The organism is Paenibacillus sp. 276b (assembly GCF_900107875.1).
GTDB lineage: Bacteria > Bacillota > Bacilli > Paenibacillales > Paenibacillaceae > Paenibacillus > Paenibacillus marchantiae.
The window spans coordinates 143,699-157,868 of sequence record NZ_FNRR01000003.1; the positions used below are offsets into that span (position 1 = coordinate 143,699).

General features: G+C 47.9%; 10 protein-coding genes. 5 read left to right on the plus strand and 5 right to left on the minus strand.

Annotation, left to right across the window (positions count from 1 at the left end):
* Positions 1-344: 344 nt before the first annotated feature.
* The gene (locus tag BLV50_RS16740) at positions 345-2,054 is read right to left on the minus strand and encodes a glutamine--tRNA ligase/YqeY domain fusion protein (RefSeq protein WP_177031218.1); all 1,710 of its coding nucleotides are present in this window, start codon (positions 2,052-2,054) and stop codon (positions 345-347) included.
* 261 nt (positions 2,055-2,315) lie between these two features.
* On the opposite strand from BLV50_RS16740, the gene BLV50_RS16745 reads away from it, so the two are divergent.
* Together BLV50_RS16745 and BLV50_RS16750 are read left to right on the plus strand one after the other, a co-directional pair.
* On the plus strand, positions 2,316-2,573 hold the full coding sequence (locus BLV50_RS16745; protein ID WP_090808970.1) for a DUF2164 domain-containing protein: 258 nt from the start codon (positions 2,316-2,318) through the stop codon (positions 2,571-2,573).
* Positions 2,574-2,604: 31 nt separating this feature from the next.
* Positions 2,605-3,153, plus strand: coding sequence for a GNAT family N-acetyltransferase (locus BLV50_RS16750; RefSeq protein WP_063566926.1), 549 nt, complete (start codon positions 2,605-2,607; stop codon positions 3,151-3,153).
* Between the two features lie 183 nt (positions 3,154-3,336).
* Here BLV50_RS16750 and BLV50_RS16755 read toward each other — a convergent pair whose 3' ends face one another.
* Positions 3,337-4,125 (minus strand): SDR family oxidoreductase, encoded by a 789-nt coding sequence (locus BLV50_RS16755; protein ID WP_090808972.1) that lies wholly within the window; start codon positions 4,123-4,125, stop codon positions 3,337-3,339.
* 24 nt (positions 4,126-4,149) lie between these two features.
* Complete coding sequence (locus BLV50_RS16760; protein WP_063566924.1) at positions 4,150-4,653, minus strand: GNAT family N-acetyltransferase; 504 nt, start codon at positions 4,651-4,653, stop codon at positions 4,150-4,152.
* A 237-nt stretch (positions 4,654-4,890) separates the two neighbouring features.
* On the opposite strand from BLV50_RS16760, the gene BLV50_RS16765 reads away from it, so the two are divergent.
* Complete coding sequence (locus tag BLV50_RS16765; protein WP_090808974.1) at positions 4,891-6,168, plus strand: methyltransferase domain-containing protein; 1,278 nt, start codon at positions 4,891-4,893, stop codon at positions 6,166-6,168.
* A 126-nt stretch (positions 6,169-6,294) separates the two neighbouring features.
* Here BLV50_RS16765 and BLV50_RS16770 read toward each other — a convergent pair whose 3' ends face one another.
* Both BLV50_RS16770 and BLV50_RS16775 read right to left on the minus strand, forming a co-directional pair.
* A complete protein-coding gene (locus tag BLV50_RS16770; protein WP_090808976.1) occupies positions 6,295-9,696 on the minus strand; it encodes a GH36-type glycosyl hydrolase domain-containing protein in 3,402 nt (1,133 codons plus the stop codon).
* Between the two features lie 148 nt (positions 9,697-9,844).
* Complete coding sequence (locus tag BLV50_RS16775; protein ID WP_063566921.1) at positions 9,845-10,861, minus strand: LacI family DNA-binding transcriptional regulator; 1,017 nt, start codon at positions 10,859-10,861, stop codon at positions 9,845-9,847.
* A gap of 457 nt (positions 10,862-11,318) precedes the next feature.
* Here BLV50_RS16775 and BLV50_RS16780 point away from each other — a divergent pair, with 457 nt between their 5' ends.
* The gene (locus BLV50_RS16780; protein WP_090808978.1) at positions 11,319-12,968 is read left to right on the plus strand and encodes an ABC transporter substrate-binding protein; all 1,650 of its coding nucleotides are present in this window, start codon (positions 11,319-11,321) and stop codon (positions 12,966-12,968) included.
* A 97-nt stretch (positions 12,969-13,065) separates the two neighbouring features.
* Positions 13,066-14,073 (plus strand): ABC transporter substrate-binding protein, encoded by a 1,008-nt coding sequence (locus tag BLV50_RS16785; protein WP_063566919.1) that lies wholly within the window; start codon positions 13,066-13,068, stop codon positions 14,071-14,073.
* The last annotated feature ends 97 nt before the right edge of the window (positions 14,074-14,170 follow it).

A 14,170-nucleotide genomic window follows, 5' to 3' on the forward strand; every position in this document is an offset into this window, starting at 1 on the left:
CGATGACAGAACAACCTTCCGATCGCTGTTATCCCCAGATTTTTTTGAATCCCTTATTTAAAGGGGAAAATCCGGGGATAAAGGCGAACGCTCCGCTTCTTCAGGTTATTTCTGTCCTCTCCGTTATCGTGTAACATCATCGTTTAAAAAACCGAAACAAAAGATTAAGAATTGTAGTAGTAAAAAAGAAAGGCGTCTCCATTGGCTTATTGCCCTGGAGACGCCTTTTACGTTTATAGATTGAATTTTATGGATTTAGGTTTACAGCTTAGGCGTATAACCCTAACTTGTTTTCTCACCCTAAACCTCTAACTTCACCTATTGTTCTACCTTTGTACTTCACCTTATGCTTTTGGCAGTTGGAACGAGCTTTTCAGGGATACTACCCGGTTAAATACCGGACGGCCTGGCTCGGAATGTTTCGGATCAACGCTGAAGTAACCGTGACGGAAAAACTGGAATTTATCCTGTGCTTTCGCTTCCTTCATTTCTTGCTCCACAAACCCTTGAACGACTTCAAGAGAGTTTGGATTCAATTGATCCAGGAACGTTTTCTCCGGTTGCTCTTCCAGCTCTGTTTCCTCTTCAGCATCCGGTGCTTCTGCGGCGATCAGAGGTTCATACAGACGGAATTCAGCAGGTACCGCTTGGCTTGCTTCCACCCAGTGGATGGTACCTTTAACTTTACGGCCTGTGAATCCACTGCCGCTCTTCGTTTCCACATCATAGGTACAATGGATTTCAGTCACATTGCCTTCTGCATCCTTGATTACATCGTTACATTTGATGAAATACGCATGTTTCAGACGAACCTCGTTGCCAGGGAACAAACGGAAATATTTGTTCGGTGGATTTTCCATGAAATCGTCTTGTTCAATGTAAATCTCGCGAGAGAACGGAATTTGGCGATTGCCCATCTCCGGGTTCTCCACATTGTTCTCAGCTTCAAGCCATTCCACTTTCCCTTCAGGGTAGTTGGTAATGACTACTTTGAGTGGGTGCAGGACAGCCATCGTGCGCGGAGCTTTCAATTTCAGATCTTCACGTACAAAGTGCTCCAGCGTTTGCAGGTCGATGACGCCTTGGCTTTTGGAAATGCCTGTTTCGAATACGAAATCACGAATCGCTTCCGGTGTATATCCCCGGCGGCGCAGACCTGAAATCGTTGGCATGCGCGGATCATCCCATCCATCCACATGGCCTTCATCCACGAGCAGTTTCAGCTTCCGTTTACTTGTCACCATTTGCGACAGGTTCAGGCGGCCAAACTCATATTGATGTGGTTGGTTCTCCATCTCACATTCGGCAATAACCCAATCATAGAATGGACGTTGGTCCTCAAACTCCAGGGAGCAGAGGGAGTGGGTTACGCCTTCAATTGCATCTTCAAGTGGATGTGCGAATGCGTACATCGGATAGATGCACCATTTGTCACCCGTATTATGATGATGTGCATGAGCAATACGGTAAATGACCGGATCACGTAGGTTGATGTTCGGTGAAGCCATATCAATCTTGGCGCGCAGCACTTTCTCACCGTTCTGGAATTCGCCTGCACGCATCCGTGTGAACAGGTCCAGATTCTCTTCTACAGTGCGATCACGGTACGGGCTGTTCTTGCCCGGCTCAGTGAGCGTTCCACGCATAGCACGGATTTCGTCAGCGCTTTGGTCGTCGATATAAGCTTTGCCTTTTTGGATCAGCAAGACCGCGCGGCTGTACATTTCATCAAAATAATCGGAAGCAAAACGTTTCTCGCTCCACTCATATCCGAGCCATTTCACGTCTTCCTGAATCGATTGAACATACTCTACATCTTCCTTGACCGGATTCGTGTCATCGAAGCGCAGATTTGTTTTGCCGCCAAATTCGCCACCCAGTGCAAAGTTAATCCAGATCGCTTTGGCATGGCCGATATGCAGATAACCGTTCGGTTCCGGAGGAAAACGGGTAATGACTTCCTGGACTTTCCCTGACCGGAGATCTTCGGTAATAATATTTTTGATAAAGTTAGGTGGGGTTGTACGATTGTCCACAGGTATCAAACCTTTCATGAATTGATTGGAGCTTTCAGGAATTTGCAGCAATTCCGGCTAAAATCCCTTTATAACGAAGTCATTTCCTGAAAAAATCTATTTTCTTGGAAAGTTTCGTACGCGTTTCATTTAAATATACCTTTAACGAGGGAGGAGTTCAATAAATAACGCCCCAAAATCAGGATCAGTTACACACAAGATAGGCCCAAAACCATTTTGACGGGTTCGCACGAATCATGTAGCATGATAGAAAAACAGAATTTAAGGGAGGGTTTCCCATTGAACGCGCTAAAACTGTCCAAAGAACAACAGGATGAAGCCATACGTACCATCCAGTCGTATTTCGAAGAGGAACGCGGCGAAGAACTGGGCGATCTGGCAGCTTGGGGTGTGCTGGATCTTTTCATGACCCAGTTGGCTCCCTTCATATATAATCAGGCACTGGGTGACGCCCGTACTACGGTGAATCAACGCATGGCCTCGATGGAAGAAGACCTGTTTGCATTGGAGCGCAAGCTACCGAAGAATTCCCGATAATTCATTATTTTAAAGAAAGAAGGTTGCACTCATGTTTACCTATTCATTGGATGAATATACCGAACTCCGCCCACTTGCCATGGAGCACACCAAACCGTTGTTCGAACTCACGGACCGCTCGCGGGACCAGTTGAGGCATTGGTTACCGTGGGTGGACAACGTGACCGAGATTGAGCACACTTCAAATTTTATCAGCAATGCATTGAAACAGGGCGCTGACAACGGCGGGTTCACCGCAGGTGTCTGGCTGAAAGGCGATCTTGCCGGCATCATCGGCTTCCACGAAATCAACTGGACCAACCGCACGGTAAGCATCGGTTACTGGCTTGGCAAGGGTTTTGAAGGTCAAGGCTTGATGACCAGCGCATGCCGCGTTCTGGTGGACTACGCTCTCGTCACCCTGGATCTGAACCGTGTCGAGATTCGTTCAGCAACCAACAACAAGCGGAGCCGGGCCATCCCTGAACGGCTTGGATTCGTCCTTGAAGGCGTTATTCGCCAGGCTGAGAAACTGCCTAAGGGCTATGTTAACCATGCGGTGTATGGCATGCTGCAGCATGAATGGGAACTTTTACGCTAATTAGACTTACATAATTTGAATGGTTGGAGGACCAGCTTCCATTACGAATGACGGCCCTCACAATGCATACATCAACCCTTAAAGCCCCTCCTACTCCACAACACGTGGAGAATAAGGAGGGGCTTATCTTATTTGCGCATTTATGCATCCATATAACTTCGAATCTCTCGATCCGACTTCTTCTTAGAGCGCACGTACCATGCCACCATCCACTACAAGAGATGTACCTGTAATGTACGTATTCGCTCCTGATAAGAGGAACACAACTGCTTTGGCAAACTCCTCGGGTTGACCATAACGTCCCAGTGGAATTTCCTTACGGAATTGTTCGGCAACCTCTTCCTCACTTATTCCGTTCTGCTCTGCACGCGCAGCGTCCAGTTCATGTATCCGATCCGTACCAATTCTACCTGGTGCAACCGTATTGATCAGAATGCCATATGGCGCAAGTTCCTGTGACAAGGTCTTGGCTAATCCGAACACACCCGTACGGAACGTATTGGACAGAATCAGACCGGGGATCGGCTGCTTCACAGAGGTGGAGGCAATGTTCACGATATGTCCGCCATTCTCCTTCATGTAAGGAAGCGCACCGCGAATCAGTCTGACATAGCTAAGTACATTTAATTCAAATGCACGTTCCCAATCTTCATCCGTCAATGACTCGAATGTTCCTGAAGGCGGGCCGCCTGAATTGTTCACCAAAATATCAATCTGCCCAAACTGTTCGCCTGTCTTGCGAATCAGGGCATCAATATCTTCCTTGCTTGTCACATCGGTTGCACAATATTCGATACGTCCACCGCCACCCAGCGCCAGCAGCTCCTGCTTCACCGCTGCAAGCTTCTCTTCGTTCCGGCTGGCGAGCATGACATCAGCGCCTTCTGCCGCCAATTGAGCGGCTACCGCTTTGCCCAGTCCTCGACTGGATGCAAGCACCAGCGCCTTTTTACCCCGAAGTCCCATGTCCATTGTTGTTCCTCCTTCTACTCTGTTCTATCCGTTGGCCCGGATGAAATAGCTCATAAGAATATCGTCCACATAATTGCCTGCAATATAAAATTCCGACACCAGTCTGCCTTCCGTCACAAATCCGCACTGTGTATAAAAAGCAATCGCCCCTGGATTGCTGGATAACACCCGCAACCTAAGTTTGATGATCCCTTGTTCAAAGGCATGGTGTTTCATCGCATCCATCAGGGCTGTAGCAATACCACAGCGCCGATCATGGGGATGAACAGCGATATTAATCTCGTATACATGGCGGTTAACAGGCATTCCTGTTGGCAGATAAAAGCCCACATAACCACATACCCGCTCTCCCTGAACGGCAATCAGCTGACTGCCTGGAGGACAATGCTGCAAATATTGTTGTCTGGATCGCCACTGAAACGGGGCCGGAGAGGTATGCTTATCCCATACCAGTGCATCCAGTTCCATCAGTTGGGCGGCATCCTTGATCTCGGATGGCCGAATGGTATACGTATGGCTGATAAGCATAAAAGTTCAACCTTTCGAGCAATAGTCGATAATACTGCGCAAAGCAGCGTTAGAAAAAATGGCTTGTTCCTTACTCATTTCGACATTTTGCAATTGAATACGATGCAAAATGCTCCTTTGCTTTATATTGTAGCATAGCCTCAGACTTGACTAAAATTTCACTCAGTGGAAAGAAATAAACACTTAACCTTGCCGTAACGTCATCGTTTATACTGAATTGATAAGGAGGTGCACGTGATGAACATCAAAGAAGCCGCGGACAGACTCGGCATATCGGCGAGAGCTATTCGCTTTTACGAGGAAAAAGGACTGATCTCGCCCGTCAAACAGACAAGTAACGGATATCGTACATATACCGAGAATGACATCTGGCGGCTGCAAACCATTGCAGCTCTGCGTGAAATCGGGATGTCGCTTCAGGATATCACCCAAGCGCTCGGAGAGATTGACCAGGGCAATCAGCAGCGGCTGGAAGAATATCTGGAGCTGCAGCAGGCGGTCATGTATGCCCAATGGGTTGAGCTCAAGCGCATGCTGGATACAACCCAGCGCATGATTGATCTCAATCGCCAAGACGGGCCACTGGATGTCAGTCATCTGCATGATCTTGCAGACAGTGCGCGCCGTCTCAGGGAAGCCCGGCAGAACTGGCATGACCGCTGGAATTACGATATGCAAGCAGCCATCCACGATCAGCGGGTACAGGCGGCGAATGGTCGTCTGCCAGGACAAATTGCCTCAAACGTCAGCATTGATTCGAGACCTAGAGCCATGCAAGCAGCGGTTGAGTCGGATCGAAAAGGCGGACCAGATCATAACGGCGATGAAATCCATAGCCAGAACAATAGCCAGACAGCACACAGTCCAAACAGCGATACAACGTATCCGGAAGATGCAGGATCAGGATCGGGAGAATTAGGAGTAAGAGTAGGCGCAGGACCGTTCAATATATATGAAAACTATGATGAGGCGCTGGAGCAGACGGCAAGCTGGATATCTCCTGTGTCCGGCGAAAAAGGACTCGATATCGGTACAGGCACGGGGAATTTGGCTGGCAGACTGTTAGAGCGCGGCGCAGCGATGACTGCCATCGATCAATCCCGGGAGATGCTGCGTACATGCCGCACCAAATATCCCGAGATGCATGTGAAACTTGGCAACTTTCTGGCGTTGCCTTTCGCCGACCATTCCTTCGATTTTGTCGTATCCAGCTTCGCCTTCCATCATCTGAGCCCAGACCAGCAACAGTTGGCGTTACATGAAATGCAGCGAGTGTTAACTGCACGTGGACGGATCTGCCTGACAGATCTGATGTTCGCTGATGCAGCTCACCGTCAGACATATATTCAACAGGCTGAGGCAGCAGGTCATGAGGACCAATTGCAAACGATAAGGGAACGTCATTTCCCGCTGCTGGACGGCCTGTGCGGCTCGCTGGAGGACGCAGGCTATGTGACAAAGCATATACGCCATAATGCGCTTCTGCACACGTTGCTGGCCGTTCCTTTGCGTTAGAATCATCATCTCACCGTAACAAGTTCCCCTGACCTACCAATAAATCTTTTCAAATAAAAAAAGGTCACCCTGCCTGTTAAGGAGGATGACCTTCCACTCTAGTGAAACATCGAGTTTGTATTAAATTTACATATAAATTTCAACAATCGTGCGCTCCGAAGCATTACGCGCTTGTTTGAACTCATCCAGCGAGATACGAGCCCCACCTTGACGGTAACGGTTCGCCGTTTGCTCGGTGCGGATGTCCTTGCCATTTACCGTTACACGGTTAACCGAACCTTCGTTCAGATGGTAGATAAATGTTACTGGCTCTCCTGCATATTCGAATTCGAATTGCATGCCATTCAGCTCAGCCGGCAATACCGGGTCAATAACCAGATCTCCGCCTTCCTGACGAATGCCAAGTGCATTGGAGATCAGTTGGTTCATGTAGATTCCAGGGCCGCTGGAGTAGATTCTCCATCCACCTTTCACCTGTACTGTTCCTTTGCGTAGTTGATCAAAATGCTCCTGCGCCTCGTAGCGCGTGTTGAACTTGCCGTCGGAACTGCTGAAGTACGCGTTCGCCTGACGAATCTCGGCATTAGGTACAACTTCGCCGATGCCAACCGGGTTGATCATGGCAAGACCATTCCACACCTGATCCGTCTTACCGAGCTTCGCCATCGCTTCAACGTAACGGATATGAGCGTGTACATACTGCAAGCCGATCTCGCGACCGAAGTTGGACGCTTGCTCTGCCCGTTTGAAGTGGCTGCTCACACCGCCTGCATATTGAGCTGGACGATTCATCAGACGTACCCCATCCGGGCACAGGAACTGTTCACGAATCAGCGCATAATGCGATTCTGCCTGTTCTGCATTCAGCAATTCTCCGATCATGCTGCGCGTCATCGGCAGAAGGCGATATTGAATGCCTGTCTCCGTATCTGTTGGGTGAAGCATCAGCTTCGCCTGATCCGCTTCTTCCATGTATACGAAACCTGGGATCACATCTGTACCCAACATGTAACGATTAAAGTCTTCACGGATGCCTTGGGCCAGAACATCTAGTTCTTGTGCAAATCCAACATCTTTATGCTGCAGTGCCTGTGCGAGCACATTTACGGACTGATAAGTCAAAGCAACGGTCCAGCTGCTCACCATATATTGTTTGAGCTGTGCATTGGCTGGCTGGAGCGTATCATCCCAGTCCCCATCACCGTAAGAAGACAGGAATGTGTCGTGCAGGAAGTGTGAGCGGATATATTCGATCTCTTTTTTCGCGTGATCCAATACAGTCGCTGTTTCTTCCGTGAACCCGAAGCTATGCTTAACGGTATACGGTACTTTCTCATCCAGAATCGCATAGTCACGAGTCGCTGTCAGGTAGTCCGCCAGCACTTTCAGCGGCCATACGATGATATCACCGTGGCTCTCTTCCTGCTGAATTGCAAAGTATTTATCAAACATGAACCATTGCGGCCAGTTGCCATCATCTTCATATTGGTGGGTATATACCATTTTGATGATATCGCGAACCTGCTCATATTTTTGCGTTGCCATGAAGTATTCAACCGGACCTTGGCATACATCCCGAGTACCCCATGCTGCGCCGCCGTACTGCTCCAATCCGTGAGGTACGGAGTAGTGAACCAACATGTTGTGTGTGTACCACCAAGCCAGTGCGTTCACTTTGAACAGATCCTCCGCACTTTGGCCTTCCCCACGAGACAAACGGAAACCGTTCATTACGCCTGCGAAGAATTCGCGGTACGCCTGAACTTCCTCTTCAAAAGTAAGGCTGGATCCTACTGCTACAGAACCGGCTGCTTCGTTAGCTTGACCTTCCAATACGCCTTGTACCTTCAGCGTCCATTCTGCACTCTCTTCCAGACTAAGTGTAACCAGCGATGCAGATCCACTGCGGATACCACTCGCCAGCAACGTTTCGTCCCCAACATTTACGGCTGCTCCATCCACCGACATGCGATATTGCAGGTCAGGATACGTTCCAGCACTAATCGCTTGCGGATCAGCCTTGAAGATCAGCGTGTTGCCATCTTGCGTCATATGCAGCGGATACTCGTATTCATTGACATTCATCGTAACTTGGTTGGTTACCAGGTAGCGATATGCTTTGCCACTAGTCGAGCGCACGTTCATGCTCACTTCAGTCGTGTGTGCTGCGGTGTAGTTGGTCACGATAATGGTATCCGATTCGGTTTTGTAGATCCAACGCACATAGTTGAAGCCAATCTCGAACAGGGAAGGCATCGTCAGCAGACGATATTGTCCATCCATTTCCACATAAATGCGTTGTCCAGCCGTCTTCGGCACGTTCAGTGCGTTGCGGGCATTACTGATCATTTTATTAAAATTGGTGTTACCAATAACGAGTTGTGAATTGAAAATACCGTACATATACGATGTCGTCGTAATAACCTGCGCACCAAGCTGTACATTGCCACCGCTCATCAGGATATGGCCGTGCGGACGCTCTACGAGCAATTCTTTCGCTTTCAGGACGATATGTTCATAACTGCCCGTGAAGAAGGATAACAGTGAATCACCGCTACGCTCTTCCTGATGACGGTCAGGGAACAGATCATTAATCTCATCTTGTGTCAAATCAAGCGCAGCAAGCGGCTCACCCAAGAAGGATGACAGTTTCACCTGTTCCAACGTCTCGCCTTGCTCCACAGTCAATGCTTGTACTTCGTTCCATGCTGCAGTCACTTCATCCCCGAATTCCAGTGCGGAGATTCCGGCAGGATGATCTGCTTTGGCCAGTCCGTAGAAGACCACTTGGGCTTCCCCGTCCAAGCTTACGCGCTCCGATTGCAATGCTGTGTAGGCAAATTCATACTGGTATGTCTCATTTGCCAGTGTATTATGGCTCAGGCTCTCAGGCTGGTTCGTTTCCTTGTAGGACAGACCGAAGAATTGGAATCCGTCTGTAGAGTAACCAATTGCCTTAGTCAGAGAACCTTGTTGCATGTAAGGGAAAGCACCGCCCTGAGGCTGGTTTTGACGGGAACACACCACATATCCCTTCGCTTCATCTTCGAATACCGTATGGTCAATATATTGTGACAGATAGGCTTCATTGCTGCGTACTGCACCTGGATCAGCAAGACCTACATCTTGTCCATATACCACGTCAACGTTATGTTGTTGTCCTGTGAGCTTCACATCCCAGAACCAGACGCCTTGCGTTGTGGCTGTAAACACAACCTGATAGCTAATACCTTGTTCTTTGCCTTCAAGCTGTACGGTACCTTCCCAGATCAGTTGATTCCCGGATTGCGCTTTGCTTGTGATCACTTTGCTGTTCGAACGCACACCCAGCAGTGGGAACGAGCTGATTTTCTCTCCCTCGTGTACACGCAGATACAGGTTATTCAAAGATCCATCGATCTGGTTGCTAAGCAATTGATTCAACATGGTCGTACCGGATTTAGCTTGGTACAGGTCCCCACTGTTCAAAAAGGTAAAGGATAAATCCCCGGCAGTCAGCCGAATTGGTTCATTAATCATCGTTGTCATACTATTCACTCCTTCAATTAGTATAAAATCGAAACGTTTCGATAAATCTGAAAAAGAATAGGGGTCCTCTGCGAAATGACCTTTGTCTGGCCATTCGGACGGTGATCCCCATCATTCAACTCTTAATTCAAAGAGGGCGAGTTACTTCCTAGGCCGGCTGGTTTCCTGACTCTACCTGTACCGATCGTACAGACTCGCGCTCCACCAGATCAATGGTTAACGTATACGATGTATTCACAGCTTCGCCGTTCAGCATCTGGAAGAGCAAATGTCCTGCCAATGAACCTGCTTCATGCTTGGGCTGCCGCACCGTCGTAAGCGGAGGATGAACATATTCGGACAGTTGAATATCATCAAACCCGATTATCGAAATGTCATTCGGTACCGAAATGCCGCTCTCTTCAAATGCTTTCAGTCCACCAATCGCCATTTCGTCATTCCCGTAAAATACAGCAGATGGAAGCTCGCCCTGCATAACCATCATCTTGGTTGCACTATATCCGCCCTCACGTACAAAATTACCGCTTAGACGCCATTTGGACTTCTCTTCAAGGCCCGCCTCCTGCATTGCTCGCAAATATCCTTGATAACGCAGAGCATTATCATAAGAATTGGATGGCCCGCTGATATAGGCGATGGTCTTATGCCCCTTCTGAATGAGGTGACGTGTAGCCAGGTAACCACCTTGCTCCCCGTCCACCAGCACGTTGACCAGATGGCTGCTCGACAGTTGCCGATCCATCACAATGATAGGGAAACGTTCGCCTGCAGATTCCACCAGGATATCATCATGGATGTTATGAGCCAGGATAATAGCACCATCCACTCTTTTCTCTCGCAAGAAACGAACCGCTGTGGAGTCGCGTCCTCCCATAGAGCTGCAAGCAATCAGATCATATCCGTTAGCCAGCGCTACGTCCTGTACGCTGCGAATCAATTCGGAGTAATACGGACCCGACAGATCTGTAAGAATCAACGCAATCGTGTTCGTCCGGCTCCGTTTCAGGTCCATGGCAAAGCCGTTTTTGCGATAATTCAGTTCCCGTGCTGCTGCCAGCACTTTTGCCTTGGTCTTGGCACTTACCTTGCTGTCCCCATTCAGTGCATAGGAAGCGGTCGAGAGCGCCACGCCTGCCAGCTTTGCCACATCCTTAATCGTTGCCATTCCACGTTCGCTCCTTCTAACTTTCTTGTTACCTATCATTTTATACTGTAAATGGTTGCAACAACCACTCATTCCTATGCATTATCCATTAGAAATGGCATCAATTCTCATTTATCGAAACGTTTCGAAGTGTTTTCAAAAAAAATTTCTCTTCACGTCTTTTAAGCATCACTGCTGAATCATATACCCTTTAATTGTACATATAGCTTGGTCGATTGACAACATTTCAATATTGGACAAGAGGAAGAATTCATTATAAATCACAATGAACACGCCTGTAAACCATAGATTGAAACGTTTCGACATTTTCATTATAGTCGGTGTTGATAGCGATTTCAACCTCTTTATCCATTTTTCACAGAAATATGTGAAGGGAATGATTCGCGGGGTCCCCATTACACCTTTGTGGTATTATACTGCTTATTAGTCCAATCCTCTATAAGGAGTCCATTATGTTATGAGCAATCTGGATCTAAGCTTTCATAAATCATCCCTGAACACCCCCGGCCGCTTGCAGCAAATCACAAACGTGCCTCCGGCAATGTTCAAGCTGTGTCATCTGGTGCAGCTCCATGATCGGGAAGCCTTCTCCCGTATCGATGAGCTGTGGAGCAGCAAGCACGTTCTTTATGTCATCACCTCTGGTCAGGCAAGACTGATCAGTTCGAATGGTCAATTGATGGTAAATACCGGCTCTGCTATCGTACGCCAAGCTGGAACCCTGCTTCAGCATGAAAGCAAGCGTGGTTCCCTTTCACCCGTTCAGGGTATTGCAATGGCCTTTGATTTTGCAGATAACGAACAAAGGCTCTGGCCATTCGGACATCCTGTTTCCGTTACGAGCCGTCTTATTGCCGAGCTGATCTCCGAGTTGGTTCAGTCCAGCTCGAAACGCGATGAGTCCGGACCATTCAAACCTCATATGCTGTTTTATCAGCTGCTGGATACGTTGCGAGATCATGCTGTGCGTTTGGCTCATGAAGATCATTCCTGGCTGGACATCGTCATCGCGCACATCCATGAAAGAATTACTCATTCTTTTACACGTGAGCAATTAGCGAAAGAGGTTAATGTGAGTCCAGAGCATTTTTCAAGAGAATTCAAGAAGTACACCGGACTTACGTTTGTGGAGTATGTTACCCGGTTAAGAATTCGAATTGCCCAGGAACACCTGCTGTTTGCCAATCCCACATTGCAAGAGCTTGCGCAGTTGACGGGATACAGAGATACCTTTTATTTAAGTCGAAAATTTAAACAAACGGTAGGTTGTGCACCGACTCTCTATCGGAGAACGCCAAAAAAAATCGCAAGTCTTACATACAACTATACCGCTTCCTTGCTCGCACTGGGCCACATCCCGCATCTGGGTGCCGTTGCAGGATGGATGAAAAGTAGACTTATTGAAAATGGACAAAACCAATTTGATCAGTGTTATGAGCATGATCTCATTAATCATCCGGATCTAATCGCAGACGCTCATCCCGATGTCATCCTTGGTTATGCACCTCATTCCGACATGGATGAATTACGGCAGATTGCACCAACGATTTTGATGCCTTTTGAGGAACTTGACTGGCAGGAGCAATTCATCCATTTGGGACGTATCACGGGTCTGGAAGCCAAAGCACGTGCGCTGTTAGACCATTATGATACGCTTCAGCAAGAGGCCAATCGTACACTCGATCAGATCATGGGTGAACGGGGTTCAGCAGTATGCATTTTCATGATTGGTGAGAGTGGAGCGTACATCTATGGTCACGGATGGGGTAGAGCTTCTCATATTTTGTATCAATCGCTGGGCTTCACCCCTCCTGCACGGATGAAGAAGGATGGACAACTACTCACAGGTTACATCCATGTTCCGCTAAATGAAATTCATTTGTATGCGGCAGATCATATTTTTATTGATTATGCCAGGGAATCATCAGAGCAGGATGCTGTGGACAAACTGTTTGCTCAGGAGTCTTGGAACACCTTGAGTGCGGTCCGGGAAGGGCGCCTGTACGAGATTGATGCGGATATGTTTTATGGATTCGACCCCATCTCGGTTATGGAGCAATTTCAGCACATCATGCACAAACTGACATCACATCTGTCCATGCATTAGTCATCATAGATGTCCATGTACAAATGTTACGTCATCCTCTATGTTAGTAATGAGAATAATAATCATTATTGATTATATACACAGGGGGAACAATTATATGTTTGCTGCAAAAAAACGCTTTTCCGGCTTGCTGCTCATGCTCGCCATCATCATGATTCTGGCTGCCTGTAACAGCGGTACGGGTTCCGGCACAACGGAACCAACAGCGGCGGGTTCAGAATCGACTACAAGTTCGACCGAAACAAATACCGATTCTTCGGGTGCTACGCGGATCTACAAGTCATTAAGTGGAGATGTGGAAATTCCGGCTGAACCGAAACGGATTGTTACGGATATGTACGTAAGTGATCTGCTCGCACTTGGTGTAAAGCCCGTTGGCTCTATTAAATATTATCTGGAAAATCCATTCTACGCCGATCAAGTGGAGGGCATAGAGAATATTGGCGACCGGGGTGCCGTATCCTTGGAGAAGGTCGTCGCGTTGGACCCGGATCTGATCATTACCTACTCTGATAAAGCTGAAGAAATTGAGAGTTATCAAAAAATCGCACCTACCGTGGTCATTCCCTACGGCACGTTTACCAATGTAGAGGATGAAATTCGAGGCTTCGGAGAACTCATGAACAAATCCGAAGAAGCCGAAGCCTGGCTGAAAACGTACGACGAACGTATTGAAGCCGCTCGCGCCAAAGTAAAAGCAGTCATTAAACCGGAGGAAACCTTCTCCATCCTCGAAGTATCAGACAAGAGCTATTATGGCTATGGAGACAACTTTGGTCGCGGTGGACAAGCCGTTTATCGCGCTTTGGAACTTACACCACTCGAAATCACCAAGAAAGAACTGATGGGTGATACCCAGTGGAAAGAGATATCGCGTGAAGTCGTTGGTGATTATGCAGGAGACCATATCTTCCTGACCGTAGGGGAAAACAATAAAAATTACCAAGGTGATTCCATCTGGCAATCGCTCCCGGCTGTGAAGAACAATCAGGTGTACGAATTACAGGAAGATCGCTACTGGTACTTCGATCCGATTGCAATTCAGAGTCAGGCTGAAGAATTCGCTGATATGATCGTAGAACGTGCACAGCAAAATCGTAAATAAGAGGATGGATTCAATAATCATTTCATAGGAAGAAACGTAATGTCCGGACAGGCCGATCAGCCTGCCTGGGCTTTTGCGTTAGAGAGAGGAGTGACTA

Bases quoted from the DNA above. Each gene is read 5' to 3' on its own strand.
- BLV50_RS16740 (WP_177031218.1), bottom strand. From the start codon at position 2,054: ATGAAAGGTTTGATACCTGTGGACAATCGTACAACCCCACCTAACTTT.
- BLV50_RS16750 (WP_063566926.1), top strand. From the start codon at position 2,605: ATGTTTACCTATTCATTGGATGAATATACCGAACTCCGCCCACTTGCC.
- BLV50_RS16755 (WP_090808972.1), bottom strand. From the start codon at position 4,125: ATGGACATGGGACTTCGGGGTAAAAAGGCGCTGGTGCTTGCATCCAGT.
- BLV50_RS16760 (WP_063566924.1), bottom strand. From the start codon at position 4,653: ATGCTTATCAGCCATACGTATACCATTCGGCCATCCGAGATCAAGGAT.
- BLV50_RS16765 (WP_090808974.1), top strand. From the start codon at position 4,891: ATGAACATCAAAGAAGCCGCGGACAGACTCGGCATATCGGCGAGAGCT.
- BLV50_RS16770 (WP_090808976.1), bottom strand. From the start codon at position 9,696: ATGACAACGATGATTAATGAACCAATTCGGCTGACTGCCGGGGATTTA.
- BLV50_RS16775 (WP_063566921.1), bottom strand. From the start codon at position 10,861: ATGGCAACGATTAAGGATGTGGCAAAGCTGGCAGGCGTGGCGCTCTCG.
- BLV50_RS16780 (WP_090808978.1), top strand. From the start codon at position 11,319: ATGAGCAATCTGGATCTAAGCTTTCATAAATCATCCCTGAACACCCCC.
- BLV50_RS16785 (WP_063566919.1), top strand. From the start codon at position 13,066: ATGTTTGCTGCAAAAAAACGCTTTTCCGGCTTGCTGCTCATGCTCGCC.